The organism is Stutzerimonas stutzeri (genome assembly GCF_009789555.1).
In the GTDB taxonomy this organism is placed as follows: Bacteria; Pseudomonadota; Gammaproteobacteria; order Pseudomonadales; family Pseudomonadaceae; genus Stutzerimonas; species Stutzerimonas stutzeri_R.
Window position 1 is genome coordinate 3927021 of record NZ_CP046902.1, and the last position, 25917, is coordinate 3952937.

The following is a 25917-nucleotide window of genomic DNA, read 5'->3' on the forward strand; positions in this document are numbered from 1 at the left end:
CAAGAGCCAGTCTGGATGAAATTGCTGCGCCCTACCCTGCTGACGCTGGCGTGCCTGTTCGGGCAGCCAGCCATCGCCAACGATCTGCCCTCGCTGGGGGACTCAAGCTCGGGCATCGTCTCCCCTGAGCAGGAGCATCAGCTGGGTCGCGCCTGGCTCAGCCTGCTTCGCGGCCAGGTTCCGCAGTTGTCCGACCCCTTATTGAAGGATTATCTGGAGCGCAGCGTTTACCGCCTGGCAGAAACCAGCCAGCTGCAGGACCGTCGCCTCGAATTCGTACTCCTCGACAGCCCGCAACTGAACGCCTTTGCCGCACCGGGCGGGATCATCGGGGTCAACGGCGGCCTGTTCCTTCACGCCCAGACGGAAGCCGAATACGCCTCGGTGCTGGCACATGAACTGGCGCACCTGTCCCAGCGCCATTTCGCCCGTGGCCTGGAAGCGCAGCAGCGCATGCAGCTGCCGCTGATGGCCGCCATGCTCGCAGGTGTCGTAGCGGCTGCGGCAGGCGCTGGCGATGCCGGCATCGCCGCCATCGTTTCGACCCAGGCCGCGGCAATCCAGGCGCAACGGCGCTTTTCCCGGCAAAACGAACAGGAAGCCGACCGCATCGGCATCGTCAACCTTGAACGCGCCGGCTACGACCCGCGCGCCATGCCGCAGATGTTCGGGCGTTTGATGCGCCAGTATCGCTATGACCAGAAGCCCCCCGAATTCCTCCTGACCCACCCGGTCACCGAATCGCGCATCGCCGACACCAATAACCGCGCCGAGCAATATCCGGCAGGCGGGGTCACGGACAGCCTGCGCTATCAACTGATGCGCGCACGGGTGGATCTGAAATTCGAAAGCACCCCCGGGGTCAGCGCCAAGCGGTTCCGGGCCATGCTCAGCGAAGATGAAACCCTCGACGCGGCGCGCTACGGCCTCGCGCTGGCACAGATCAAGAGCGGCCAGCTTGAGGAAGCGGCCGCCAACCTGCAGCCACTGCTGGCCAAGGAACCGGACGACGCCACCTACAACCTGGCCCGGATCGAACTGGACATCACCGCCAACCGCCTTGGCGCCGCGCGCGAACGCACCCAGACCCTGCTCCACCTTTACCCCGGCAGCTATCCGGTGCGGCAGACCCACATTGACCTGCTGATCAAGGAAAACAAACTCAAGGAAGCCGAACAGGAACTCGATGCACTGGTCGAGATACGCCCCAAGGACCCTGATATCTGGTATCAGGTTTCGGAGATTCGCGGGCTGACCGGCAACATCATCGGCCTGCACCAGGGCCGCGCCGAGTTTTTCGCACTGGTTGGCGATTACGACCAGGCGATCGAACAGCTGGATTTTGCCAAGCGCCGCTCGAACAACTTCCAGACCGCGGCACGGATCGATGCCCGACAGAAGCAATTGATCGACGAGAAGCGAATGGTCGAGGAGATGTTGCGCTGACTCAAGCGACGCCCCACGGCGTCGCTTTGTCCGGTTTCGTCGCAATCACGGGTGTGGGTCAGGCGTTGCCAGCCTGCTTGATGCGCGCGGCCTGGGTGAAGTCCAGCATCCGCTTCAACGGTTTGATCGCACGCGGAACCAGTACCGGGTCCACAAAGATTTCGTTACGGCCAGTGCGCAGGCAGTCAAGGGTACGTTCGAGCGTGTTCATAGCCATCCACGGACAATGCGCGCAACTGCGACACGTAGCGCCACTGCCCGCCGTGGGAGCCTCGATGAATTCCTTGTCGGGACACAGCTGCTGCATCTTGTAGAAGATGCCGCGGTCGGTGGCGACGATGAAAGTTGGATTGGAAAGCGTCTGCGCGGCCTTGATCAACTGGCTGGTGGACCCGACGGCGTCTGCCAGGGCGATCACCGATTCGGGCGATTCGGGATGAACCAGTACGGCAGCGTCCGGATACAGGGCCTTCATGTCCTCCAGTTGCTTCGCCTTGAACTCCTCGTGAACGATGCACGCGCCATCCCAGAGCAACATGTCCGCACCGGTTTCACGCTGCACGTAGCTTCCGAGGTGCTTGTCCGGCGCCCAGATGATCTTTTCTCCGTTGTCCATCAGGCTTTCGACGATCTCCAGCGCGCAACTGGAGGTCACTACCCAGTCCGCCCGCGCCTTCACTGCCGCCGAGGTATTGGCATAGACCACCACGGTGCGCTCCGGATGTTGATCGCAGAACCTCGAGAACTCTTCCACCGGGCAACCGAGGTCGAGCGAACAGGTGGCCTCCAGGGTGGGCATCAGCACGCGCTTTTCCGGGTTGAGGATCTTTGCCGTCTCGCCCATGAATTTGACACCGGCAACCACCACCGTCTGCGCCGAATGCTCATTGCCGAAGCGGGCCATCTCCAGCGAGTCGGAAACACAGCCCCCGGTTTCCTCGGCAAGCGACTGGATGACCGGATCCGTGTAGTAATGCGCCACCAGCACCGCATTCTGCCGTTTCAATTCGACGGCAATATCGCTTCGCAACTGCGCTTCCTGTTGGGGCGTCAGTGGTTTGGGCTGCTTGGCCGCCAAATGAGCCTGCACGAGAATGCGTTCGGGTATCTGCGTCATGTTCGCGGTCCTGCAAAGCACGTTATTGCATGAAGCGCCGAACGGACCCGGACAACCGGGTCGGCTCGGACAAGGCGAAAGGAAGAGGCAGCATGATGTGCAGACTTCGCCTTCCTGCCCGCTAAAGGGGCAAGAATACTAGCCGAAGCTTTTGCAAAAAGGAAAGCGAGGGTAGCCAGGCCATGCATTTCGCATCGCCCAAATGAAAACCGCCGGCATCAGCCGGCGGTCGTTTCGATCATGCGCCCTTGAGCATATGGCCGCGTTCTTCCAAATTGATGTGCCATTCCATCGCTTCGCGCAGCATGTGCGGCGTCTGGCCGCCACGGTCGCAGGCGCCTTCGAAGTACTGATTCAGCGCTTCGCGATAGGACGGGTGCACACAGTTGTCGATGATCACGCGCGCCCGCTCGCGAGGTGCCAGCCCTCGCAGATCAGCCAGCCCCTGCTCGGTCACGAGAATCTCGACGTCATGCTCCGTGTGGTCGACGTGCGCAACCATCGGCACGACGCTTGAGATACTGCCGCCCTTGGCGATCGACTTGGTCACGAAGATGGCCATGTGCGCGTTACGCGCGAAATCGCCCGAACCCCCAATGCCGTTCATCATCTTGGTGCCGCCAACGTGGGTGGAGTTGACGTTGCCGTAGATGTCGAACTCCAGTGCCGTGTTGATACCCACGATGCCGAGGCGGCGTACCAGTTCCGGGTGATTGGAGATTTCCTGCGGACGCAGTACCAACTTGTCCTTGTACTTTTCCAGGTTGCCGAACACGCGGTCGTTGCAACGCTCGGACAGGGTAATCGAGCAACCCGAGGCAAACTTCATCTTGCCGGCGTCGATCAGTTCGAAGGTGCAGTCCTGCAGCACTTCGGAATACATCACCAGATCCTCGAACGGCGAGTCGATCAGGCCGCACACCACCGCGTTGGCGATGTTGCCGATGCCGACCTGCATCGGGCCGAGATTCTTAGCCAGTCGACCGGCGGCCACTTCCTGCTTGAAGAACTCGACCAGGTGATTGGCGATGGCCTGGGTCTCTTCGTCCGGCGGCGTGACCGTGGAGTAGGAATCCGGCTGCTCGGTGATGACGATCGCGGCAATCTTGGCCGGATCGATTGGAATGGCGGTGGTACCGATGCGGTCGTCGACCTTGGTCAGCGGGATCGGACCGCGGTTCGGACGCTCACCCGGGAAATAGATGTCGTGCAGACCTTCCAGGTTCGGGTTGTGCGCATAGTTCAGCTCAACGATGACCTTGTCGGCGAAGACCGCCAGGTTGGCGGAGTTGCCCACCGAGGTCGTCGGAACGATATGGCCCTGTTCGGTGATGCATACGGCCTCGACGATGGTGACGTCGGGGCGCTTGATCTGGTGATTGCGCATCTGCTCCACGGTATGGGACAGGTGCTGGTCGATGAACATGACCTCACCCTGGTTGATCGCCTTGCGCAAGACCGGATCAGCCTGGAACGGCCCACGACGAGCGAGCAGACCGGCTGCTGCCATCTTGCCATCCAGATCATTACCCAGACTGGCGCCGGTAATCAGGCTGATCTTCAGCTTCTCATCCTTGGCACGATCGATCAGCGCCAGGGGCACTGCCTTGGCCTCACCCGCGCGGGTAAAACCGCTCATGCCGACGGTCATGCCATCGTGAATAAGAGTAGCGGCCTCTTGGGCGCTCATGACCTTGCTCTGCAGGGAGGACAAGCGGATGCGATCAGAATACATTTGAGCCTCAAACCAACGGACAATCGGGAGGTGGCAGTCTATTACGTTTGTTCTCGCCCCGGTCACAGACGAAGGTCGTAGTGAAAACGGCAGCCGGGGGAGATAAACCGTTTCGGTTTGCAGGCCGAAGACATAAAAAAACCGGATGACCAAATGGCCTCCGGTTTTCTGCCCCTAAGGGAATATGGTGGGTCGTGTAGGATTCGAACCTACGACCAATTGGTTAAAAGCCAACTGCTCTACCAACTGAGCTAACGACCCAATGCGGGGCGCATGATACTGATTTGATTGAGTAAATCAACTTTTTTAAGAAAAAACCCCGAAATAGCGGGTCGGGTCCGTAATACCAGCCTCCCGGAAGCCCGCCGCACGTAGCCGACAGCTGTCGCACTTGCCACAGGCTCGGCCATCGTCATCGGCCTGGTAGCAGGAGACCGTCATGGCGTAGTCGACGCCGAGCCGGACACCCTCCCGGACGATCTCCGCCTTGCTCAGGTTCTGCAGCGGTGCGCGAATGGAAAATTCCCGCCCCTCTACTCCAGCCTGGGTGGCAAGATTGGCCATGCGCTCGAACGCTTCCACGAACGCTGGCCGACAGTCCGGGTAGCCGGAGTAGTCAACGGCGTTGACCCCGATGAAAATGTCCTGCGCCCCGAGCACTTCAGCCCACCCCAAAGCGAGCGAGAGAAAGACACTGTTGCGAGCCGGCACGTAGGTGACCGGAACCCCTTCGCTCGCCGTTTCCGGCACCGCGATATTGCTGTCGGTCAGCGCAGAGCCGCCGATGCCACCGAGATTCATCCCGATGACCTTGTGCTCGACCACACCCAATTGCCGGGCGACGCGCTCGGCTGCCTGCAACTCGGCACGATGGCGCTGGCCATAGTCGAAGCTCATGCTGTAGCAGGCATATCCCTCGGCGCGGGCCATCGCGACCACGGTCGCAGAATCGAGCCCGCCGGAGAGCAGAATCACGGCTTTCTTGTCAGTCATTACGGTTACCTGTCAAAAATGCCGGAGGCTATGCGAGACAAAGCCGCTCCGGCAGCTATCAATGGCCGGGCGCGTCGTTCCAGAGAATTTTGTGCAACTGGAGCTGCAACCGCACCGGGAGATTGTCCGCGACGATCCAATCGGCCAACGCGCGCGCATCGACCTGGCCATGACTGGGTGAAAACAACACCTCGCCGGCCCGCGTGTCGAGTCGATACTCGATGAGTTTGGAAACCGCCCAATCGTAGTCATCGCGCGAACAGATCACGAACTTCACCTGATCGTTGGCGGTCAGTTGGGCAATGTTTTCGTACCGGTTGCGCGCTGCTTCCGCCGAACCCGGCGTCTTCAGGTCAACGACCCGACTCACGCGCTCGTCCGTGCCGGCGATATCCAGCGCTCCACTGGTTTCGAGCGAAACCTGGTAGCCAGCATCACATAGCCGACGCAACAAGGGCAGGCAATTGGGCTGAGCCAGCGGCTCCCCGCCAGTGACGCAGACGTAGCGAGGCGCATAGGACGCGACCCGCTCGAGGATCGTCTCCAGAGGCACGGTTTCACCACCGCTGAAGGCGTAGGCGGTATCGCAATATTGACAGCGCAGGGGACAGCCGGTCAGGCGGACGAACACAGTGGCCAAGCCGCTGGTGCGCGTCTCCCCCTGCAACGAGTAAAAAATCTCGGTAATGCGCAGGGTTTCTTGCATATCAGCCACGGGCGTGACGGCTAAACAGGCCATCCGCCTCCGTTGCGGGAAAGGGCCGTCGATTCTAACGAAAAAACCCGCCGATGGGCGGGTTTCGTTCAGCGCCGGCGCGAGCGATCAGCGATTCAACTGACGCTGGGCCAGCTGTGCCGCGGAGCTGTTCGGATAATCGGCAATGACCTGACGGAGAATCCCGTTGGCCTTGTCACGATTGCCCAGCCGCACCTCGACATCAGCCAGCTTGTACAGCGAATCCGGCACCTTGTTGTGCTGCGGATACGCCTGGCTGACCTTGGCGAATGCCTGGCCTGCGCCTTGCAGATCACCCTTGGCGAGATTCACCTCACCCAGCCAATACTGCGCGTTGCCGGCGTACGGGCTGCTGGGATATTTACGCAGGAAAGCGGAAAAGGCCTGGCTGGCCTTGTCGAAATCCTTGGCCTTGATCAAGTCGAACGCGGCGTCGTAATACAGCTTCTCCCTTTCCGGATCCGCTGATTCGCTGCCCACGCTTTCTTGTGCCGGTGCGCCCGCTGGCGCCTGTACTGACCCGCCGGCACCACCGGTGCCCGCGGTTGAAGCATTCTGGCCAGTCGATCCGCCCAACGAGGCGCCCGACAAGCGACGATCCAAATCCTCATAACGCTCCAGGCCTTCTTGTTTCAGGCGCTGGATCTCGTTCTGTTGCACTTCCAGCATGCCGCGCAGCTGCGCGATCTCTTCCTGCATCTGCTGCAACTGAACGAAAAGCATGCCCTGCGCCGAAGACGGAGCTGACGCTCCGCCCCCGGCATAGGCACCGCCCGTATCCGCCCCGGAAGAATAGCCCGACCCTGGCGCACCACTTTGGGCGCGCGAGTCGTATTCCACCACCGGGACCTGGGCCGCCGCGAAAAGCGGCAGACCCAGCGCAATGAGCGTCAGAACGAAACGGTGCTTGAGCATGGCTTATTACTTACGCAGTTCAACGCGACGGTTCTGAGCCCAGGACTGCTCGTCGTTACCCATGGCAACCGGACGCTCTTCGCCGTAGGAGACCAGCTCCAGCTGAGCGGGAGATACGCCCTGCAGAACCAGATAGCGCTGAACCGCCATGGAACGACGCTCGCCCAGGGCCATGTTGTACTCACGGGTACCGCGCTCGTCGGTGTGACCTTCCAGTACTACACGGTTGCCGGCCGACTTCAGGTCCTTGGCATGAACGTCCAGAGCGCGCATGGCTTCCGGCTTCAGGTCAGAGCTGTCGTATTCGAAGTAGAAGGTGGTGATGGCGCGCAGAGCGGCTTCTTCGCCACTCATGCTGCCGTCGACGGCACCGCTGTCAGCGCCATAGCCAGCGTTCGGATCAATGGCGGAGGAACCTTCGCCAGAGTCATCGCCACCCTTGGACGAACAACCAACAGCTACGGCCATAGCCAGAGCCAGCGCAGCGAACTTACCGAATTTCAGCATTTCCATGTGTAACAACCCCAGGTGTGTTTTTGGTTAGGTAAAGCGTTGATACCGCATCAGTTCAGGTAAGGGGACCACGATGGCTCACGGACTTCGCCTTGAGCAGTAGGAAGCGGGAGCCTAACTCGACCATTAATCGATACGAGCATCAAGACTCCCCGGCCCTGCTGGCGGGTCGCGTAGATTAGCATGGTGCCATTAGGTGCAACAGTGGGCGACTCATCTAAACTTGTGTCGGAGAGTAGCCGTAAATTGCCGCGCTGCAGGTCCTGTGCCGCTACCTTGAAATTGGTATAGCCCTCCTGGCGATGAATCATCACCAGGGTCTTCTCGTCTGCCGACAGCTTCGGATTGGCGTTGTAGTTGCCTACGAAGGTCACGCGTTCGGCGTTGTTGCTACCCAGGCTCTGCTTGTAGATCTGAGGCTTGCCGGCACGGTCGGAGGTGAAGTAGATCGTCCGCCCGTCGGCACCCCAGAACGGCTCCGTGTCGATCGCATAATGATTGGTGAGCCGCTGCAGTTGGCGCGAGCCGAGGTCCATCACATAGATTTCCGGATTACCATCCTTCGACAGTACGAACGCCAGGCGATTGCCGTCCGGTGAAAAGGCCGGCGCCCCGTTGAGCCCTTCGAAATTGGTGATCTGCTCGCGACGGCCGGTATCGATGTGCTGCATGAAGATACGCGGGCGCTTCTGTTCGAACGACACGTAGGCAATACGACGGCCATCGGGCGAATAGCGCGGCGACAGGATGGGCTCACGCGACTGCAGGAGCGTCACCGCACGCGCGCCGTCGTAATCGGAGCGCTGCAAGGTATAACGCGTATTCGCCCCACCAAGACGCTCCACGGTGACGTACAGCAAGCGCGTGGAAAAGGCGCCCTTGATGCCCGTCAGCTTTTCAAACGCCTGATCGGCAGCGAAGTGTGCCATGTCGCGAAGCTGATCCTGGCCGCCGCCCACGGTGCCCGTCATCACCTGTTGTTCGGTCGCGACGTTGAACACCTCGTAGCGGATTTGCAGCTTGCCGGCCGAAGGCTCGATGTTCCCGACCATGACGTACTGGGCACCCAGCGCTTTCCAGTCACGAAAGATGATCTCGCTGCCGCGGGTCGGCAGGCTGATCATGTTCTGCTTGGGAATCGGCTGGAAGATCCCGGTGTTGCGCATGTCGTTGCCGATGATCTCGGCCATGTCTTCGGGCAGGACGGTACCGCCCTGCCAGCCGAACGGCACGACCGCGATCGGAATCGCCCGATCAGCGCCACTGGTGACGACGATGTTCTTTTCCTGCGCCACGGCGTTGCCCAGCACGAACAGGAGAAGGACGATGAAACCTCGAAGGTAATTGATCACAACGCTAGATCCTCGGGCGTAAATGTCATCATGAACGAGCGATACGGCTGAAACTCCTGAGCAGAGAGACCCTGCATCTCGGTCAGCCTACCAATATTCTTTACCGCTGCGACCGCGGAACTATCGAAAGGCGCATCGCCGCTCGATCGTGAGACCGTCACAGCGGTGATAGTGCCGTCCGGCAGCATGTTGACCCGTAGCGTAACCGACATGTTGTTGCGTGCCGATGGGGGACGAGTCCAGCCCTCAGCCGCGCGCATGCGAATCAGGTCATCGAAATTGCCGGCCACCTGATCGCCCTGCGTATCGGCCATCGCCTGCTGCCGTTCCGTATCTTCGGACAGCAACTCGGCGAGCGCCTGCGCTTTCTTGTCCTCGGCTGCCTTGCGAGCGGCCTCGGCGGCGGCCTTCTTTTTAGCCTCTTCGGCGGCTTTTTTCTTCGCGGCTTCAGCGGCGGCCTTTTTCTTCGCCTCCTCAGCGGCCTTTTTCTTCGCGGCTTCGTCGGCCGCTTTCTTTTTCGCAGCCTCTTGGGCCGCCTTCTTCTTCGTGTCCTCGGCGGCCTTCTGCTTCGCGGCTTCGTCGGCCGCCTTCTTCTTGGCGATCTCTGCCTGCTTCTGCTGCTCGGCCTTTTTCGCCTCATCGGCTTTCTGGACTTCGGCTGCTTTCTGGGCGGCGTCTGCCTTCGCTGCCTCGGCCTTTCGAGCCTCGTCGGCCTTTTTTTGTTCCGCAGCCCGAGCAGCCGCCTGTTTCTGCTGCTCGATCTTGCGCTGTTCCATCTGCTCGGTTTCGTACTGTTTTGCGGCTGTCTTCTTCGCCTCGCCGGCAATCTTTTGATTGGTCTGGGTCTGCGCCTGGCTCTGGGACTTGAGCTGATACAGGGTCGCCTGGACGATGGGCTTGGACGGCGGCAGCTCAGGCGTCATGGCAAAACTGACGAACAGCATCGCGAAAATGATGACGTGCAACCCGACCGCCAGAATGGTGGGCCAGTAGTAGCTTTCCGAGCGCGAACGTTCCGGCTGTTGCATCAAGGCGCCTCGGTAATCAGGCCGACATTACCCACACCCGCTTCCTGCAGCCCGCCCATGGCGGACATCACCGAGCCGTAATCCACCGCCTTGTCGCCACGGACGAAGACCTGGATCTGCTTACCCTGGCTGCGGTTCTGATTCATGATGGCTGTGACCGCACTGGTCATCTCTTCGAGCGTGAGCGCCTGGTCCTGCACGGTCTCGGTGTCGACTTCGCTTCCAATGTTCCAGAAGTAAGTCTTGTCCGCCTTGATCGAGATAGTCAGCACGCGGGCGTCGTTATCCTGGGGCAGGACTTCGCTGCTGACCTTGGGTAGATCAACCTTGACGCCCTGGTTGAGCATCGGAGCCGTCACCATGAAAATCACCAGCAGCACCAGCATCACGTCGATGTAGGGCACCACGTTCATCTCGGCGACAGGTTTGCGTCTGTTGCGAATTCTTGCCATGGCCTGCGGGCCTCAATCTTCTGTGGTGTGGACTTTGCGATGGAGGATCGCCTGGAACTCGTCGGCAAAGGTGTAGTAGCGACCGATGAGCATCTCGCCACGCGCCGAGAAGCGGTTGTAGGCAATGACGGCGGGGATCGCGGCGAACAGGCCGATAGCTGTGGCAATCAACGCCTCGGCGATGCCTGGCGCCACGGTGGCCAGCGTCGCCTGCTGGACCTGCGCCAGACCACGGAAGGAGTTCATGATGCCCCAGACCGTACCGAACAGGCCGATATACGGGCTGGTGGAACCCACGGTGGCGAGGAACGGCAGGCTCTGGTCGAGCTTTTCTTCCTCTCTCGAAATGGCGACACGCATGGCGCGATTCACACCGTCCATCACCGCATCAGGGTCGACGCCCTGCTGCTGGCGCAGCCGGGAAAATTCCTTGAAGCCGGCACGAAAGATCTGCTCGACGCCCGAATCGGGATCCGGGTTGCTGCCTGCCTGACGATACAGCTTGGAGAGGTCGATACCCGACCAGAAGCGCTCTTCGAAGCTGTCCAGCGAGCGCTTGGCGGCACGCAGCATATTGCCGCGCTGGAATATGATGATCCATGAAGTCACCGAGGCGCCCACCAGGATCAGCATGACCAGCTGAACCACAAAGCTGGCATTGCTGATCAGGCTCCACATGGACATATGATCGACGTTGGCTTCCACGCTTACTCTCCTGCAGGGGGTAGACCCGGCCCGGCGAAAGCTGCACGCAGCGCTTCGGGTATGGGACGGGGTTTCAAACTCTCGGTGCGCACACAGGCCACCACGAACTGCCCTTCACAGAGCAGCAGATCATCCTTCGCACGCCGTACCTGCTGTTTGAATCGCAGGCTTGCGCGCTTGGTCTCCACCACTTCGGCGGACACTATCAACTCATCGTCCAACCTCGCCGGCGCCAGGTAACGCGCTTCGCTGGAATGCACCACGAAGAGCAGGTCTTCACCCACCAGTTGCGACTGGTCGAAACCCAGGCTGCGCAACCGCTCGGTGCGGGCCCGCTCCATGAACTTGAGATAATTGACGTAGTAGACGATACCGCCCGCATCGGTGTCTTCGTAATAGACGCGACACCGGTGGAAGAACGGTTGAGCATGTGATTCCGCGCGCATACTAGTGCCAGGCCCTGCAAATGCCAATTGGGTGAAACAACAATATTTTTGTCACGCTGTGTCATCGTCGAAGAGGTCGCCTACTGGCGAATCGCCCATGCGTTTGGGCAGGTTCAGCCCGAAGTGCAGGTAGGCGTGGCGAGTGACCACCCGCCCTCGCGGCGTGCGCATGATGTAGCCCTGCTGGATGAGATAAGGCTCGAGAACATCCTCGATGGTATGACGCTCTTCACTGATGGCGGCGGCGAGGCTGTCGATGCCCACAGGGCCGCCGTCGAACTTCTCGATCAGGGTCAGCAGGAGACGACGATCCTGATGGTCCAGGCCCCGCTCGTCGACATCCAGCATGTTCAGCGCGAGATCGGCGGTTTGCCGGCTGATCTCGCCATTGCCGCGGACCTCGGCAAAATCGCGCACCCTGCGCAGAAGCCGGTTGCCGATCCGCGGCGTACCGCGGGCGCGACGGGCAATCTCCAGCGCGCCCTCGGCTTCGATGGGCAAACCGAGAATACCGGCCGACCGCGTCACGATCGTTGCCAGGTCCGCCGTGGAGTAGAACTCGAGGCGCTGCACAATGCCGAATCGATCACGCAGTGGGTTGGTGAGCATGCCGGCCCGGGTGGTCGCCCCGACCAGCGTGAAGGGCGGCAGGTCGAGTTTGATCGAGCGGGCGGCAGGTCCTTCGCCGATCATGATGTCGAGCTGGAAATCCTCCATCGCGGGATAAAGCACTTCCTCGACGATGGGCGACAAGCGGTGAATCTCGTCGACGAACAGGACATCACCTTCTTCCAGGTTGGTCAGCAGCGCAGCCAGATCGCCCGGACGCTCGAGAACCGGCCCCGACGTACTTTTGATCGAGACGCCCATCTCCTGGGCGATGATGTTCGCCAGCGTAGTCTTGCCAAGCCCCGGCGGACCGAAGATCAAGGTGTGGTCGAGGGCTTCCTTGCGGGCCCGAGCGGCGCGAATGAACAAGTCCATCTGTTCGCGCACGACAGGCTGTCCGATGTATTCGGCCAGGCTCAGCGGACGGATGGCGCGGTCGAATTGCTCTTCGCGGTCACGACCGGTGGCGGTAATCAGACGATCAGCTTCGATCACTAGACCATTCCCTTGAGTGCACGGCGGATCAGGTCTTCACTGCTCAAATCGTCTTCCTGTACGGCGGATACGGCACGACTGGCCTCCTGCGGCTTGAAGCCCAGGGAAATCAAGGCGCTTACGGCGTCATTCTCGGCGCTTGAGACTGCCACAGTTCCACGAGGTTCCACCACCAAGGTGGCGATGGACGGCATGGTCTCCCAGGCCTTGAAACGATCCTTGAGTTCGACCAGCAAGCGCTCGGCGGTCTTCTTGCCGACACCGGGTATCTTCACCAGCACGGAGGTATCCTGCGCCTGGACACAGCGCACCAGCTCATCGACCTCGAGGCCGGACATCAGCGCCAGCGCCAGCTTCGGGCCCACACCGTTGAGACGGATCAACTCGCGGAACAGCTCACGATCACGCTTTTCCGCAAAGCCATACAGCAGATGCGCATCTTCACGCACCACCAGATGAGTGTGCAGCGTGACCGTTTCGCCTACGGCGGGCAGGCGATACAGGGTCGTCATCGGCACCTCGACCTCATAGCCGACGCCGTTCGCGTCCAGTATCAGGTGAGGCGGCTGTTTCTCAGCCAGGATGCCGCGCAAACGTCCAATCACTAACTCTCTCCTCTTCCGTCCGACAGGCCCCGGCCTGGCCGAACCATTCGATCAGCACCACGATTCGGCGAACGACTCGCGCGACAGCCTCACAACCGCAGGCGCCCGCTGCGACGCTTGGCCCCGGCCAGACCATGCGGGATCAGGCTTTGCCGATGATGGGCATGGCACAGAGCGATCGCCAGGGCGTCGGACGCATCGATCTGCGGTTTCTGCACCAGCTTGAGCAGGTGCATCACCATCATCTGGACTTGCTGTTTGTCGGCCCCACCCGTTCCGGCGATGGCCTGTTTGACCTGCGTGGCGGTGTACTCGGCGATGTCCAGGCCCTGCTCCGCGGCCGCCACGATCGCGGCGCCACGCGCCTGCCCGAGCTTCAACGCAGAGTCGGCGTTGCGCGCCATGAAAACCTGCTCGATCCCCATGGTCACCGGGCCGTGCAGGCGAATGACCTCACTGACGCCAACGAATACCGCTTGCAAACGAGCCGACAGCTCGCCGCTGCCGGTACGGATACAGCCGGACGCCACGTACTCGCAGTGGCGGCCCGTATCGCGCACCACGCCATAACCGGTAATACGTGAGCCGGGGTCGATCCCCAGGATAAGCGTCATGCCGTTGCCATACTGTCTATTTATCCAGCCGCCAGTATAAGGAGCTCATTGAACGACGGCCAGTGGCATGACGGGACATCACGCCCGAGCCAAATAAAAAGCCGGAAGCACCGAACGGCGGCTTCCGGCCCTGGGACCGACGCTGCGGATCAGTCCAGCTGCTCCATGATGTCGTCCGGGATTTCAGCGTTGTGATAGACGTTCTGCACGTCATCCAGATCTTCCAGCGCATCGATCAGGCGCAACACTTTCTGCGCGGTTTCGAGATCGGAGACCGGAGCGGCGATCGAGGGAATCATGGCGATGTCCGCTTCCTCGGCCTTGAAACCGGCTGCGCTCAGCGCTTCGTTGACCGAATGGAAATCGGCAAAGCCTGTGGACACCAGCGCCGAGCCGTCCTCGCCCATTTCCACGTCGTCAGCGCCGGCCTCCAGCGCCGCTTCCATCAGTGCATCCTCGTCGACGCCGGCCGCGAAGCTGATCTGCCCCTTGCGGTCGAACATGTAGGCCACCGAGCCGTCGGTACCCAGGTTTCCGCCGTGCTTGCTGAAGGCATGGCGCACCTCCGCCGCGGTACGGTTGCGGTTGTCGGTCATCGCTTCGACGATGATGGCTACGCCGCTGGGCGCGTAACCTTCGTAGGTCAACTCCGCCATGTTGTCGGCTTCGTTGGTACCGGCCCCGCGCGCAATGGCGCGATCGATGGTGTCACGAGTCATATTGGCGACCAGCGCCTTGTCCACGGCCAGACGCAGGCGTGGGTTGTCGGCGGGAACCGCCCCACTCTTCGCAGCGACGGTCAACTCACGGATGAGCTTGGTGAAGATCTTGCCGCGCTTGGCGTCCTGGCGCCCCTTGCGGTGCTTGATGTTGGCCCATTTGGAATGACCAGCCATAACTGCCTCCCTTTCTGATCAACTTTTCATCTTGCTGGAAACCAAGAGCCCAGGTTTCCCTGGGCTCCGATGCCGCCGTTATTCGGCCTTGGGCTGCTCGCGCAGGCGAATGTGCAGCTCTCGCAACGCCTTGGCATCCACCGCGCCCGGCGCCTGGGTCATGACATCCGCGGCGCTCTGGGTTTTCGGGAAGGCGATCACTTCGCGAATCGACTGGGCGCCGGTCATCAGCATCACCAGACGATCGAGACCGAACGCCAGACCGCCATGCGGCGGCGCGCCATATTTCAACGCGTCGAGCAGGAAGCCGAACTTCTCGTTCTGCTCCGCTTCGTCGATGCCGAGAATGCGGAACACGGTCTGCTGCATTTCCTTTCGATGGATACGGATCGAGCCACCGCCCAGTTCGGTGCCGTTGAGCACCATGTCATAGGCTCGTGACAGCGCACCGGCCGGATTGGCCTCAAGCTCTGCAGGCGAGCATTGGGGCGCGGTGAACGGATGATGCAGCGCGGAAAGCGAGCCGTCATCGTTCTCCTCGAACATCGGGAAGTCAACGACCCACATGGGCGCCCACTCACAGGTCAGCAGGCTCAGGTCATGGCCCAGCTTGATACGCAGCGCGCCCAGCGCTTCGGAGACGATCTTGGCCTTGTCCGCGCCGAAGAAGACGATATCGCCATCGACCGCGCCCACGCGGTCGAGGATCACGTTGAGCTTGTCTTCCGGGATGTTCTTGACGATCGGAGACTGCAAGCCTTCGACGCCTTTGGCGCGCTCGTTGACCTTGATGTATGCCAGGCCCTTGGCACCGTAGATGCCGACGAACTTGGTGTAATCGTCGATCTGCTTGCGCGGCATGCTCGCCCCGCCCGGTACGCGCAGCGCCGCAACGCGGCACTTCGGATCGTTGGCCGGACCGCTGAATACCTTGAACTCGACCTGCTGCAGCTGATCGGCGACGTCGACCAGCTCCAGTGGGATACGAAGATCCGGCTTGTCCGAACCATAACGACGCATGGCTTCTTCGAATGGCATGTGCGGGAATTCGCCGAACTCGACGCCCAACACTTCCTTGAACAGCTTGCGCACCATGCCTTCGGTGATACCGATGATGTCGGACTCGTCGAGGAAGCTGGTCTCGATGTCGATCTGAGTGAATTCAGGCTGGCGATCGGCACGCAGGTCTTCGTCGCGGAAGCACTTGGCGATCTGATAATAGCGATCGAAGCCGGCAACCATCAGCAACTGCTTGAACAGCTGGGGCGACTGCGGCAGCGCGAAGAAACTGCCGGGATGCGTGCGGCTGGGGACCAGATAGTCGCGCGCGCCTTCCGGCGTGGCACGCGTCAGGATCGGCGTTTCCACGTCGAGGAAGCCGTTTTCGTCCAGGTAACGGCGGATGCTGGTGGTAATGCTCGAGCGCAGCTTGAGCTTCTCGGCCATTTCCGGCCGGCGCAGGTCGATGAAACGATAGCGCAGCCGCGTTTCTTCACCGACATCGCTGTACTCGTTGAGGGGGAACGGCGGCGTTTCCGCTTCGTTCAGCACTTCGAGCGCGTATCCCAGCACTTCGATCGCACCCGACGCCATGTTCGGGTTGACCGCGCCGGCCGGGCGCAGACGCACCTTGCCGGTGATCTTGATGACATATTCGCTGCGCACCTTGTCCGCCGCGGCGAAGGTTTCGGCACGATCAGGGTCGAACACCACCTGCGCCAGGCCTTCACGGTCACGCACATCGAGGAAAATGACCCCGCCGTGGTCGCGACGGCGGTGAACCCAACCGCAAAGAGTAATTTCCTGGCCGTCCAGGCTTTCGTTCAACTGGCCGCAATAATGGCTGCGCATCATGGTGAGGTTCGCTTCTCGTATCTTGGAAATTCGTTGGGTCGCTCGACTCGCGACTGGGCAGACGGCGCTTTCGCGGCATTCCGTCCGAATTGGTCACTCATCGACACTGAAAGGGCGAGTGACCGGCATCAAGCGCGGCCCTACCCGTACGGCAAACAAGCCGCCCGACACAAGCGCGGGATTATATCGACATAATCGCCTCAACGCAGCCGGCGACCGATAGTCTTGGCGATGGACGTGATCATCGACGCGGAGTGAAACCAACCTCGTCCGCGAGCTTCAAACCATCAGATTATGATTGGCGACAGTGCGCCACTCACCATGCGCGCTCATTTTCTGGCATAACTGTCTATGAATTCATCAAACGGGAGACAACCATGGAAATCAATATTGGTATCGCCGAACAGGATCGTGCAGCAATCGCGGAGGGTTTGTCCCGCCTGCTGGCCGACACCTATACGCTGTACCTCAAGACACACAACTTCCATTGGAACGTAACAGGGCCGATGTTCAACACCCTGCACACGATGTTCGAGACCCAGTACACCGAACTGGCCGTCGCCGTCGATGATATCGCCGAGCGCATCCGCGCACTGGGCTTCCCGGCGCCAGGCACCTATGCCGCCTATGCCAAGCTGTCTTCGATCAAGGAACAGGAAGGCATTCCCGCCGCCGAAGACATGATCAAACTGCTGGTCGAGGGACAGGAAGCGGTCGTTCGCACCGCACGCGGCATCTTTCCGCTACTGGAAAAGGTCAGTGACGAACCCACCGCCGACCTTCTGACCCAGCGCATGCAGGTACATGAGAAGACAGCCTGGATGCTGCGCAGCCTGCTGGCGGCCTGATACCCGACTTTTGACCCGGCGTTACGGGATAGCCGCGACCGCGGCTATCCCGTGGACCCCGTCAAGCTCCCATCGCCGGTCACCCGGACCGCCCATCCCGCCGTCGTCCCTGCCGCAAGTCATTTGAGCGGCGCCCTCCTTTACTGTTAAATACGCGCGCCGCAGGCTGGCACCATCAAATACGAGCGACCGTTTATTCACGCTCAGTTTCCAATTGCCCAGCGCCTGTCGGCTTCTGCCGTACTATTTAACTGTGAGTCATACGAATGCTTAAGATCATCCATGTATTAACGGGCGTCGCTGCGCTGGCGCTGTCATTCATCCCCAGCCTGACGGGCGCAATGCCCGTGCTGTTGCAACCTGACGCATTGGCCCTGATGTTTCTGGGTCTGCTGAACGTACAGTTCGCTTCATCGGCACAACGCACGATCGGCGCGCGGGGCCGCCCCGTCCTGGTAGCCGCCGGCGTATTGCTGATCGCCGCGGTTGTGGTGCAGGCGGCGATAACGCTGATTCCGGTCGCCGCGATCGCAGGCCAACCAGCCACCCTCGTCAGCCTGATGCTGGCCTTCGTTGCCGTACTGCTGCAGCTGGCGACCAGCCAGTCGAACGAGGCAGGCACCGCTAGCCGCAGCCCCTCGCCCAATACCCGCAAAAGCCAGCCCAAACGCGTCGCACCACCAGCAGCCGGGCGCGAGACGGGCACGGTGAAGTGGTTCAACACCTCGAAAGGCTTCGGCTTCATTTCCCGGGACAGTGGCGACGACGTGTTCGTCCACTTCCGAGCCATTCGAGGCGAAGGCCACCGCGTGCTGGTTGAAGGTCAACGGGTCGAGTTCACTATCATGATGCGCGACAAGGGCCTGCAGGCCGAGGACGTTGTCGCAACCCAGCCGAACTGACACCCACGCGCCAGACTGGCGATTGCGCTTGCGCCGCCTTGTTAATAGTGCGGCGGAGGCGCTTCGTCCTCTTCTCCCCCCATCCGGCTCTGCATGTCCTCCTGCCGTCTGGCAAGAATTCCCACCTGTGCCTGCAGGCGCTCGACGGTGCGCTGCTGGGCAATCAGCACGTCATTGAGGGTTTGGATCGTATCGTCCTGAAACGCCAGGCGCGCTTCGAGATCGGTGATGCGTTGTTCCAACTCCATAAGGTCATCCTGCAAAACGAAAGTGATCGGTCAGCACCATCTTCAGCTTCTGCCTGACAGCATCGGCCTGCGCCGCGTCATAGGGCTTCGCCGGCGCACGTCCCCAGACAGGCGCCGGCCAGGACGCATCGTCCCGGCGCCGGGCGATGACGTGCACGTGCAACTGGCTGACGACGTTACCCAGGGTCGCGACATTCATCTTGTCGGCACCGAAGGTGTCTTTCACCGTTTCGGCCAGGGCGGTCGCTTCCTGCCATAGCGCTTGCTGATCCGTCGGGTCCAACTGAAACAGCTCACTGACCTCCTCGCGGCGCGGTACGAGAATGAACCAGGGATAGCTGGCATCGTTCATCAGCAGCAATCGGCACAGCGGAAAATCGCCCAGGTATAAAGTGTCCTGCTCCAGCCGTGAATCGAGAACAAACATAACGGCGCTCCTGTTGTTATCTTGAAACCAGCACGGCACTTGGCCGCGCCTGATCATCCCGCAAGAATACTCCAACGCCTGCCCGCCAACACCCAGCCGACGACGCACCAACTTGGAGCGCTTGCATCCCGCCATCGCCCAGCTTTAGCGCGGAACCACTTCGGCAAAGCCTATAGAACGCGGTAAATCATCAGCTTTCGCTATTTGTGCACGGTTATTGCTTTAAAGCAAAAAAGCGGTAAATGAAGGGGGAGAAAAACGGAAATAGCTGGGTTAAGCTTGCTGGCGCTAGTTTCCCCAGCTACACAGTAATTCTCGGAAACAAATTCCAGGGCTTGCTGCAGGTTTCGACCAGCTAGGCAAACAAGGACTGAAATTGAGCTTGTATACCGAAAATAAAGATGCCTCTTTCCGGCGCACGCAGGAAAGCAAGCACCAATTTGAAACCAAAGGAGCAATCACTATGAAGGTGATGAAGTGGAGCGTAATCGCCGTGGCCGTTGCGGCCGGCACGTCGCAAATGGCATTGGCGTCCAGCCAGTCCGAATCGGAAGGCTTCGTTGAAGGCAGCAGCCTGACCATCTTCAACCGCAACATGTATATGAACCGTGATTTCCGCGATAACGGAAACGGCGGCACCGCCACTCAGAACGGCCAGAGCTACCGCGAAGAGTGGGGCCACGGCTTCATCGGCACATTCGAATCCGGCTTCACCCAGGGCACCATCGGCGTGGGTGTCGATGCGATCGGCCTGCTGGGCGTGAAACTGGACTCGGGCCGTGGCCGTGCAGGCAATGGCCTGTTCCCGGTCGATGCCGATGGCCGCGCTCGTGATGACTACTCCGAGGCGGGCGCCGCGGTCAAATTCCGCGTTTCGGATACCGTACTGAAGTACGGCACCCAGTTCGTAGCACTTCCGGTGTTCTCCACCGATGACGCTCGCTTGCTGCCTGAAACCGCACGTGGCGGCCTGATCACCAGCAGCGAGATCGACGGCCTCGAACTGAACCTCGGTCGCTTCACCGCCCTGAGCGGCAAGTCCCAGACCGGCCACGACTCCGAAGGCCTCGAAGAGATCAACCTCATCGGTGGTACCTATGCCTTCACCGACAACCTCAGCACATCGCTGTACTACTCCGATGTGAAGGATGCGTTCGAGAAGATCTACGGCAACGCCAACTACAACATGGCGCTCGCCGACGACCAGTCGCTGGCCTTTGATTTCAATATCTACAAGACCGACTACGATGCCGAATTCACCGGCACGGGTCAGGACGAAGACAACACCATCTGGAGCCTGGCGACCACCTACTCGCTCGGCGCACATAGCTTCACGGCTGCCTATCAGAAATCCCATGGTGGCTTCAACACCAACGGGTACGTGTATGGCATCGACGGCGGCGGCACCGTATGGCTGGGCAACTCCGTCCAGTATTCGGACTTCTTCTATGAAGACGAGCAGTCCTGGCAGGTCCGCTACGACCTCGACATGGCGGCCTACGGCGTATCGGGTCTCAGCTTCATGACCCGCTACATCGAGGGTAGCAACATCAACATGGGCGCCGGCAACGCCGATGCCGAAGAAACCGAGTGGGACATCGAAGCCAAGTACGTATTCCAGGAAGGCCCGGCCAAGGACCTTTCCCTGCGTGTACGTCAGGCCTTCTATCAGGCCACGAACGGTCTCGACAACGACCTGAGCGACACCCGCCTGATCATCGAGTACCCGCTGAGCATCCTGTAACGCAGGCCTGTCAGCGACTCGAGTCATACAAAGAAGCCCGGCGATCGCCGGGCTTCTTCGTTCTGGCTCACCAACCGATCGATTCTGTACGCCACCGTGGCGCCGCCGTACAATGCTGGGCCAATTTCCCCGCTCTGCAAGGACACAACGGCCCACATGCGCACCAGTCAGTTCCTGCTCTCGACGCTCAAAGAAACGCCTTCCGACGCGGTTGTCATCAGCCATCAGCTGATGCTGCGTGCCGGGATGATTCGCAAGCTCGCTTCCGGGCTCTATACCTGGATGCCGATGGGGCTGCGCGCGTTACGCAAGGCCGAAGCCATCGTTCGCGATGAGATGAACAAGGCCGGCGCACTCGAAGTCCTGATGCCTGCAATCCAGCCCGCCGAACTCTGGCAGGAGTCAGGCCGCTGGGAGCAATACGGTCCCGAACTGCTGCGTCTGAAAGATCGCCATGACCGTGAATTCTGCGTCGGCCCGACCCACGAGGAAGTCATCACCGATCTGGCGCGCAACGAGCTGAACAGCTACAAGCAGTTGCCCATCAACTTCTTCCAGATCCAGACCAAATTCCGCGACGAAATCCGCCCGCGCTTCGGCCTGATGCGCGGGCGCGAGTTTCTCATGAAGGACGCCTACTCGTTCCATGCCGACCAGCAATCGTTGCAGGAAACCTATGACCGCATGCATCAGGCGTACTGCAACATCTTCACCCGCCTGGGCCTGAACTTCCGGCCCGTGCAGGCTGACACCGGCTCGATCGGCGGCACCGGCTCGCACGAGTTCCATGTGCTGGCCGATTCAGGCGAGGATGACATCGCCTTCAGCGACAGTTCCGACTATGCCGCCAATATCGAGAAGGCCGAGGCCATCGCCCGCGAGACCGAGCGTGGCGCCGCCACCGAGGCGTTGCGCCTGGTAGACACGCCGAACTGCAAAACCATCGCCGCGCTGGTCGAGCAGTTCCAACTGCCCATCGAGAAAACCATCAAGACGCTGGTCGTTCATGGTGCCGAAGAAGGCCGACTGGTAGCACTGGTGGTTCGTGGCGACCATGAACTGAACGAAATCAAGGCCGCGAATCTGGCCCAGGTGCTGAGCCCGCTGGTGTTCGCATCCGATGCCGAGATCCGTTCGGCCATCGGTGCCGGCCCTGGCTCGCTGGGCCCGCTGAACCTACCCATCGATTGCGTCATTGATCGCTCGGTCGCGCTGATGAGCGACTTCGCGGCCGGCGCCAACCAGGAAGACAAGCATTACTTCGGCGTCAACTGGGAGCGCGACCTGCCGGTGCCTGAGGTCGCGGACCTGCGCAACGTGGTTGCCGGCGATCCGAGCCCCGACGGCGTGGGCACGCTGGTGATCAAGCGAGGCATCGAAGTCGGACATATCTTCCAGCTGGGCACCAAGTACAGCGAAGCGATGAATTGCAGCGTCATGGGCGAGAATGGCAAACCCGTAACCCTGACCATGGGCTGCTATGGCATTGGCGTTTCGCGTGTCGTCGCCGCTGCCATCGAGCAGAACTACGATGATCGCGGCATTCTGTGGCCGGACGCGCTGGCGCCCTTCCAGATCGCGTTGGTACCGATGAAATACGAAAATCAGGCCGTTCGCGAGGCGACGGACAAGCTCTACGCAGAGCTGACCGCCGCCGGCTACGACGTTCTGCTCGATGACCGTGACAAAAAGACCAGCCCCGGCGTCAAATTTGCCGATATGGAGCTGGTGGGTATCCCGCATCGCATCGTCGTGGGCGACCGTGGGCTTGCCGACGGCACACTGGAATACAAGCATCGCCGTGATGCCGAAAGCCAGGCCGTCCCTGCCGCTGAAATCCTTGAGTTCATCAAATCGCGCGCCAGTCGCTGACGGAAATCATGCTCAACCGAAGTGCTTCAACCTGCGCCACGCTTTGCGTGGCGCTTTTTGTGAGTGGCTGCGCCAACCAGTTGCCCCAGCGCAGCGAACACGAAGCCCGTACCGAGCGCACGCTGCTTGACCACAGCCTGCGCATCGAAGTGGGCGCCCCGTTACTTGAACTGCCTCAGCGACGCATACGCGTGCTCGACCAGAAGACCTTCGAAGTCACCGATTTCGAGGTGACTCGCCGCTATGACCGCTATACGCCTTATCAGGCGTGGCGTGAGCTGTACGAGGTTCCCCTGGGTGCCGTTGCAGTGGTTGCCGGAATAGGCGCCAACGTGCTCAACGTCGTGTTGCTGGGCAACTTGCCGGAGAGCGCCACGCGCGGCTGGATCAGCTACGGCTTCGCGGGCCTCAATCCGTTCGTGAACGTCGAGTCCAACGGCCGCTCGCAGCAGAACCTCGCAAGCCTCGACGAGCGGCGGCGTGATGCACGGCTCGAATATTCCAGCCTGCCTTGGGCCGAGCGCCCGGTGCTGGTGATGGCCGGTGATGAAACCCACGAGCTGAGCACCGACCGCAATGGCGTGCTGCGATTGAATCTGCTCGACGGTGCGCTCGCCGATCAGGATGTCAGTTCGGTCGGCAAGCTTTTGCTGCGCGTCGAAGATCCGCAGGACGCTACCCGCGCCGAGGCGACGCTGCTGGTCAGCCGCAGCCTGCGCGCGAAACTGCTCGAAGCCCACGACCTGATCTTCGACGACCTCGAGGGTGACGATGTCAACCAGTGGGTGCATCGCGTCCAGCGGCTGTCGAAACTCGGACTCGAGGAGGAAGCCAGTGAACTCGAACAGAGCCTGATCGAGTTGACCCGCCACGATCCGGATCTGCAGCAGGAGTTTCTGCGCAGCCTGATGCAGGACGCCGGTCGCCAGGCCAGCGATCCCGGCGAAGACGACTGACCCGCGATGAAGGCGCTTCCCTGCCTGTGCCTGTTGGCGCTGATGGCCGCCTGGCCGGTCTTGGCCAGCGTTCGTCAGGCACCGGAGCCGGAATTGCGCGAACTGATGCAACACACCGTTGCACAGGCCGAAAGCTTTGAGGATCGATTCGATGCCGAGGTCTGGCTGCTGGACATGTCGACGCGACTCAAGCGCTACGTTCCCGACCCGCAGGAGCGCCTGACGCTGCTGCGGCTGGTGCATCAGGAAGCGAGCCGGGCGGGACTCAAACCTGACATGGTCCTGGCGCTGATCCATGCTGAAAGCCATTTCGACCGATTTGCCATTTCGAGCGTTGGCGCACAGGGAATGATGCAGGTGATGCCGTTCTGGAAAGCCGAGCTGGGTCGCCCGCAGGACAACCTCACCGACAACGCCACCAATCTTCGCTACGGCTGCACCATCCTCAGTTACTACCTGAAAAAGGAAAACGGCGACATCAACCGCGCGCTGTCACGCTACAACGGCAGCCTGGGCAAACACCATTATCCCGCCAAGGTCATCGGCTTCTGGCAGGACTTCTGGTACGTCAAACCTTGAACCACGGGCTGGCAGGCAAAGCGCCGCGCGGCCTTGTCGTTCCTCAGCGCGCCTGAGCCGTCATCGCCCCAGTCGCTGCAATTGCGCCTGAAGCCCTTCGCCAGTCTGCTCGCCGACCAGACTCGCTCGCACCTTTCCACTGCTGTCGACGATGTAGGTCACTGGCAACACCGCGCTGCGCGGAAGGTCCAGTCGCTCGGATGGGTCCACACTGAGCACTCTGAACCCGATGCCCAGGTCCGCGCTCGCGGCGGTCAGCTCGTCGCCCTGGAGGCCGTCGAAGTTGACCCCGAGCACCGTCACATCGTCTCTTGCCTGGTCGAGCGCATTCAATTCCGGAATCTCGGTACGGCATGGACCGCACCATTGCGCCCAGTAGTTGATCAACAGCCATTGACCTTCGAGTTGCTGAGCGGTGACTTCCACACCGTGCTGGTCCGGCCCCCAATCTTCTGCGCAGCCAGCCAGGGCCAGGCAGGCGAGCAAACCGAGCAGCCCCTTGGATCGCTTGATCATCTTCATTTCCTTGCAGTGCCGCAGACCGAAATGTTCATACACGCCGCGCCTGCAACCAGTCAGCGACACTGCCACCGAACAGGTTCGCCTGTTCCCTGTGGAGCAACTCGAAGGACTGGCGCAGCGTCGGATACCAGGGTTCATCCAGATGCTCGGGCAGCGACTGTCTGCCCGAAAGCGGCCACGGATTGCAGCGCAGCAACTGATCGAAGCTGTAATGATGAAGGTCGCGGCACAGCACCCAACCGGACCCGGTCCGGCAAACGAGATGCTCGCGCTCGAAAAACTCGAAGATTTCGTCCCATTCATCCTCCGGTAGCGGCCAGCCGCTTCGATGGGCATCGCGCAGGCGCACCTCACGTCCGGCCAGCTGGCTGTCGTAGAGCACGCGCAGCAGCCCCAGCATGACCAGCAAACGCGGGATCGAGCGGCGCCGCCATTGCTGCGACGAAGACAGCCCGCATACCAGCTCCGCACCGAACAGGACGATCATCCAGGACAGATAGACCCAGAGCAGAAACAGCGGCACCGCCGCGAACGCCCCGTAGATCAATTGGTAGCTGGGGAAGTAACTGACATACAAGCCGAACAGCTGCTTGGCCGCCTCGAACAGCACCGCAGTGAAGGTGCCGCCGACCACTGCGTGACGCAGCGGCACGCGCGTATTCGGTACGGCGGCATAGATCAGCGTGAACGCCGCGATGCTGAGCACCAGCGGCATCGCCTTGAGCACGGTGCGGGCGCCAATCAACGCGTCGGGGCCCGAAATCAGCGACAGGGACGTGATGTACGTGCTCATGGCGAAACCGGCACCCAGCAACAGCGGGCCGAGGCTGAGGATCGCCCAGTACAGCAGGAAGCTGGAAATCCCGCGGCGCGGCTGGCGCACCCTCCAGATCACGTTGAAAGCCTTTTCGATGGTCAGCAGCATCATCAGCGCCGTCGCCATCAGGAATCCCACGCCGAACCAGGTGAGCTGCCTGGCCTGATCGGTGAAAGCCACCAGGTACTGCTGAATGGTCGCGCCAGTGGAGGGGATAAAGTTGCTGAAAATGTACATCTGGATCTGTTCACCGACGCCCTGAAACGCGGGGATCGCAGAAAGCATGGCGAAGGTCACCGTCATCATCGGCACCACCGCGAAGAGCGTGGTGTAGGTCAACGCAGCCGCGCTGTGCGGGCCACGGTCCGCCAGGAAACGTTGCACCAGGAAACGACCGAACTCCGTGAAATCCTTGATCCGTTGCTGCATTCCATCCCCTCGATGCCAATCGCGATCATCGGAACCCGCGTGTCTGCAGGCGTGTGACAACC

27 protein-coding genes and 1 tRNA gene are annotated in these 25917 nt (G+C 60.9%); 7 read left to right on the plus strand and 21 right to left on the minus strand.

Annotation, left to right across the window (positions count from 1 at the left end; genetic code table 11):
* The first annotated feature begins 15 nt into the window (after nt 1-15).
* On the plus strand, nt 16-1446 hold the full coding sequence (locus tag GQA94_RS18120) for a M48 family metalloprotease (RefSeq protein WP_158189311.1): 1431 nt from the start codon (nt 16-18) through the stop codon (nt 1444-1446).
* 58 nt (nt 1447-1504) lie between these two features.
* On the opposite strand, the gene nadA is transcribed toward GQA94_RS18120, so the two are convergent.
* From nadA to aspS, 17 genes are all read right to left on the minus strand, one after another.
* Entirely contained in the window at nt 1505-2563 is a 1059-nt protein-coding gene (nadA, locus tag GQA94_RS18125) for a quinolinate synthase NadA (RefSeq protein ID WP_158189312.1), read from the minus strand.
* A gap of 238 nt (nt 2564-2801) precedes the next feature.
* Complete coding sequence (locus tag GQA94_RS18130; RefSeq protein ID WP_158189313.1) at nt 2802-4298, minus strand: acetyl-CoA hydrolase/transferase family protein; 1497 nt, start codon at nt 4296-4298, stop codon at nt 2802-2804.
* 185 nt (nt 4299-4483) lie between these two features.
* Nucleotides 4484-4559: transfer RNA gene (locus GQA94_RS18135), tRNA-Lys, on the minus strand.
* Between the two features lie 45 nt (nt 4560-4604).
* Nucleotides 4605-5291, minus strand: coding sequence for a 7-cyano-7-deazaguanine synthase QueC (queC, locus tag GQA94_RS18140; protein ID WP_158189314.1), 687 nt, complete (start codon nt 5289-5291; stop codon nt 4605-4607).
* 58 nt (nt 5292-5349) lie between these two features.
* Nucleotides 5350-5997 carry a 7-carboxy-7-deazaguanine synthase QueE gene (gene queE / locus GQA94_RS18145; protein WP_158189315.1) on the minus strand — a complete coding sequence of 216 codons (648 nt, stop codon included), beginning with the start codon at nt 5995-5997 and terminating at the stop codon, nt 5350-5352.
* Between the two features lie 117 nt (nt 5998-6114).
* The gene (ybgF, locus tag GQA94_RS18150) at nt 6115-6942 is read right to left on the minus strand and encodes a tol-pal system protein YbgF (protein ID WP_158189316.1); all 828 of its coding nucleotides are present in this window, start codon (nt 6940-6942) and stop codon (nt 6115-6117) included.
* Between the two features lie 6 nt (nt 6943-6948).
* The gene (pal, locus tag GQA94_RS18155; RefSeq protein WP_158189317.1) at nt 6949-7455 is read right to left on the minus strand and encodes a peptidoglycan-associated lipoprotein Pal; all 507 of its coding nucleotides are present in this window, start codon (nt 7453-7455) and stop codon (nt 6949-6951) included.
* 50 nt (nt 7456-7505) lie between these two features.
* A complete protein-coding gene (tolB, locus tag GQA94_RS18160; RefSeq protein ID WP_158189318.1) occupies nt 7506-8807 on the minus strand; it encodes a Tol-Pal system beta propeller repeat protein TolB in 1302 nt (433 codons plus the stop codon).
* Complete coding sequence (gene tolA / locus GQA94_RS18165) at nt 8804-9835, minus strand: cell envelope integrity protein TolA (protein WP_158189319.1); 1032 nt, start codon at nt 9833-9835, stop codon at nt 8804-8806. Before tolA ends, tolB begins: the two co-directional genes overlap by 4 nt.
* On the minus strand, nt 9835-10287 hold the full coding sequence (gene tolR / locus GQA94_RS18170; RefSeq protein WP_158189320.1) for a protein TolR: 453 nt from the start codon (nt 10285-10287) through the stop codon (nt 9835-9837). Before tolR ends, tolA begins: the two co-directional genes overlap by 1 nt.
* Nucleotides 10288-10299: 12 nt before the next feature.
* Nucleotides 10300-10992, minus strand: a complete 693-nt coding sequence (gene tolQ / locus GQA94_RS18175; RefSeq protein WP_158189321.1) for a protein TolQ — start codon at nt 10990-10992, stop codon at nt 10300-10302.
* 2 nt (nt 10993-10994) lie between these two features.
* Nucleotides 10995-11438 carry a tol-pal system-associated acyl-CoA thioesterase gene (ybgC, locus tag GQA94_RS18180; protein ID WP_158189322.1) on the minus strand — a complete coding sequence of 148 codons (444 nt, stop codon included), beginning with the start codon at nt 11436-11438 and terminating at the stop codon, nt 10995-10997.
* Between the two features lie 51 nt (nt 11439-11489).
* Entirely contained in the window at nt 11490-12542 is a 1053-nt protein-coding gene (gene ruvB / locus GQA94_RS18185) for a Holliday junction branch migration DNA helicase RuvB (RefSeq protein WP_158189323.1), read from the minus strand.
* A complete protein-coding gene (gene ruvA, locus GQA94_RS18190; RefSeq protein ID WP_158189324.1) occupies nt 12542-13147 on the minus strand; it encodes a Holliday junction branch migration protein RuvA in 606 nt (201 codons plus the stop codon). Before ruvA ends, ruvB begins: the two co-directional genes overlap by 1 nt.
* A gap of 89 nt (nt 13148-13236) precedes the next feature.
* A complete protein-coding gene (ruvC, locus tag GQA94_RS18195; protein ID WP_158189325.1) occupies nt 13237-13761 on the minus strand; it encodes a crossover junction endodeoxyribonuclease RuvC in 525 nt (174 codons plus the stop codon).
* A 149-nt stretch (nt 13762-13910) separates the two neighbouring features.
* On the minus strand, nt 13911-14657 hold the full coding sequence (locus tag GQA94_RS18200) for a YebC/PmpR family DNA-binding transcriptional regulator (RefSeq protein ID WP_158189326.1): 747 nt from the start codon (nt 14655-14657) through the stop codon (nt 13911-13913).
* A 78-nt stretch (nt 14658-14735) separates the two neighbouring features.
* Nucleotides 14736-16511, minus strand: a complete 1776-nt coding sequence (aspS, locus tag GQA94_RS18205) for an aspartate--tRNA ligase (protein ID WP_158189327.1) — start codon at nt 16509-16511, stop codon at nt 14736-14738.
* A 377-nt stretch (nt 16512-16888) separates the two neighbouring features.
* Here aspS and GQA94_RS18210 point away from each other — a divergent pair, with 377 nt between their 5' ends.
* Both GQA94_RS18210 and GQA94_RS23570 read left to right on the plus strand, forming a co-directional pair.
* The gene (locus tag GQA94_RS18210; protein ID WP_158189328.1) at nt 16889-17359 is read left to right on the plus strand and encodes a Dps family protein; all 471 of its coding nucleotides are present in this window, start codon (nt 16889-16891) and stop codon (nt 17357-17359) included.
* A gap of 266 nt (nt 17360-17625) precedes the next feature.
* Nucleotides 17626-18261 carry a cold-shock protein gene (locus tag GQA94_RS23570; RefSeq protein ID WP_158189329.1) on the plus strand — a complete coding sequence of 212 codons (636 nt, stop codon included), beginning with the start codon at nt 17626-17628 and terminating at the stop codon, nt 18259-18261.
* Nucleotides 18262-18302: 41 nt separating this feature from the next.
* Here GQA94_RS23570 and GQA94_RS18220 read toward each other — a convergent pair whose 3' ends face one another.
* Entirely contained in the window at nt 18303-18509 is a 207-nt protein-coding gene (locus GQA94_RS18220; RefSeq protein ID WP_158189330.1) for a SlyX family protein, read from the minus strand.
* Between the two features lie 4 nt (nt 18510-18513).
* Entirely contained in the window at nt 18514-18936 is a 423-nt protein-coding gene (locus GQA94_RS18225) for an HIT family protein (protein ID WP_158189331.1), read from the minus strand.
* 463 nt (nt 18937-19399) lie between these two features.
* On the opposite strand from GQA94_RS18225, the gene GQA94_RS18230 reads away from it, so the two are divergent.
* The 4 genes from GQA94_RS18230 (at nt 19400) to GQA94_RS18245 (ending at nt 24087) form a co-directional block, all read left to right on the plus strand.
* The gene (locus GQA94_RS18230; protein ID WP_158189332.1) at nt 19400-20680 is read left to right on the plus strand and encodes an OprD family porin; all 1281 of its coding nucleotides are present in this window, start codon (nt 19400-19402) and stop codon (nt 20678-20680) included.
* Between the two features lie 156 nt (nt 20681-20836).
* Nucleotides 20837-22552, plus strand: coding sequence for a proline--tRNA ligase (locus tag GQA94_RS18235; RefSeq protein ID WP_158189333.1), 1716 nt, complete (start codon nt 20837-20839; stop codon nt 22550-22552).
* 8 nt (nt 22553-22560) lie between these two features.
* The gene (locus GQA94_RS18240) at nt 22561-23508 is read left to right on the plus strand and encodes a hypothetical protein (protein ID WP_158189334.1); all 948 of its coding nucleotides are present in this window, start codon (nt 22561-22563) and stop codon (nt 23506-23508) included.
* Nucleotides 23509-23514: 6 nt separating this feature from the next.
* Entirely contained in the window at nt 23515-24087 is a 573-nt protein-coding gene (locus tag GQA94_RS18245; protein WP_158189335.1) for a lytic transglycosylase domain-containing protein, read from the plus strand.
* A 60-nt stretch (nt 24088-24147) separates the two neighbouring features.
* Here the strand turns inward: GQA94_RS18245 and GQA94_RS18250 are convergent, their stop codons facing one another.
* Together GQA94_RS18250 and GQA94_RS18255 are read right to left on the minus strand one after the other, a co-directional pair.
* Nucleotides 24148-24603, minus strand: a complete 456-nt coding sequence (locus tag GQA94_RS18250) for a TlpA family protein disulfide reductase (RefSeq protein ID WP_158189336.1) — start codon at nt 24601-24603, stop codon at nt 24148-24150.
* A gap of 34 nt (nt 24604-24637) precedes the next feature.
* Complete coding sequence (locus GQA94_RS18255; protein ID WP_158189337.1) at nt 24638-25855, minus strand: virulence factor BrkB family protein; 1218 nt, start codon at nt 25853-25855, stop codon at nt 24638-24640.
* Nucleotides 25856-25917: the final 62 nt, after the last annotated feature.

Bases quoted from the DNA above. Each gene is read 5' to 3' on its own strand.
- GQA94_RS18120 (WP_158189311.1), top strand. From the start codon at position 16: ATGAAATTGCTGCGCCCTACCCTGCTGACGCTGGCGTGCCTGTTCGGG.
- nadA (WP_158189312.1), bottom strand. From the start codon at position 2,563: ATGACGCAGATACCCGAACGCATTCTCGTGCAGGCTCATTTGGCGGCC.
- GQA94_RS18130 (WP_158189313.1), bottom strand. From the start codon at position 4,298: ATGTATTCTGATCGCATCCGCTTGTCCTCCCTGCAGAGCAAGGTCATG.
- queC (WP_158189314.1), bottom strand. From the start codon at position 5,291: ATGACTGACAAGAAAGCCGTGATTCTGCTCTCCGGCGGGCTCGATTCT.
- queE (WP_158189315.1), bottom strand. From the start codon at position 5,997: ATGCAAGAAACCCTGCGCATTACCGAGATTTTTTACTCGTTGCAGGGG.
- ybgF (WP_158189316.1), bottom strand. From the start codon at position 6,942: ATGCTCAAGCACCGTTTCGTTCTGACGCTCATTGCGCTGGGTCTGCCG.
- pal (WP_158189317.1), bottom strand. From the start codon at position 7,455: ATGGAAATGCTGAAATTCGGTAAGTTCGCTGCGCTGGCTCTGGCTATG.
- tolA (WP_158189319.1), bottom strand. From the start codon at position 9,835: ATGCAACAGCCGGAACGTTCGCGCTCGGAAAGCTACTACTGGCCCACC.
- tolR (WP_158189320.1), bottom strand. From the start codon at position 10,287: ATGGCAAGAATTCGCAACAGACGCAAACCTGTCGCCGAGATGAACGTG.
- ybgC (WP_158189322.1), bottom strand. From the start codon at position 11,438: ATGCGCGCGGAATCACATGCTCAACCGTTCTTCCACCGGTGTCGCGTC.
- ruvC (WP_158189325.1), bottom strand. From the start codon at position 13,761: ATGACGCTTATCCTGGGGATCGACCCCGGCTCACGTATTACCGGTTAT.
- GQA94_RS18200 (WP_158189326.1), bottom strand. From the start codon at position 14,657: ATGGCTGGTCATTCCAAATGGGCCAACATCAAGCACCGCAAGGGGCGC.
- aspS (WP_158189327.1), bottom strand. From the start codon at position 16,511: ATGATGCGCAGCCATTATTGCGGCCAGTTGAACGAAAGCCTGGACGGC.
- GQA94_RS18210 (WP_158189328.1), top strand. From the start codon at position 16,889: ATGGAAATCAATATTGGTATCGCCGAACAGGATCGTGCAGCAATCGCG.
- GQA94_RS23570 (WP_158189329.1), top strand. From the start codon at position 17,626: ATGCTTAAGATCATCCATGTATTAACGGGCGTCGCTGCGCTGGCGCTG.
- GQA94_RS18220 (WP_158189330.1), bottom strand. From the start codon at position 18,509: ATGGAGTTGGAACAACGCATCACCGATCTCGAAGCGCGCCTGGCGTTT.
- GQA94_RS18225 (WP_158189331.1), bottom strand. From the start codon at position 18,936: ATGTTTGTTCTCGATTCACGGCTGGAGCAGGACACTTTATACCTGGGC.
- GQA94_RS18230 (WP_158189332.1), top strand. From the start codon at position 19,400: ATGAAGGTGATGAAGTGGAGCGTAATCGCCGTGGCCGTTGCGGCCGGC.
- GQA94_RS18235 (WP_158189333.1), top strand. From the start codon at position 20,837: ATGCGCACCAGTCAGTTCCTGCTCTCGACGCTCAAAGAAACGCCTTCC.
- GQA94_RS18240 (WP_158189334.1), top strand. From the start codon at position 22,561: ATGCTCAACCGAAGTGCTTCAACCTGCGCCACGCTTTGCGTGGCGCTT.
- GQA94_RS18245 (WP_158189335.1), top strand. From the start codon at position 23,515: ATGAAGGCGCTTCCCTGCCTGTGCCTGTTGGCGCTGATGGCCGCCTGG.
- GQA94_RS18250 (WP_158189336.1), bottom strand. From the start codon at position 24,603: ATGATCAAGCGATCCAAGGGGCTGCTCGGTTTGCTCGCCTGCCTGGCC.
- GQA94_RS18255 (WP_158189337.1), bottom strand. From the start codon at position 25,855: ATGCAGCAACGGATCAAGGATTTCACGGAGTTCGGTCGTTTCCTGGTG.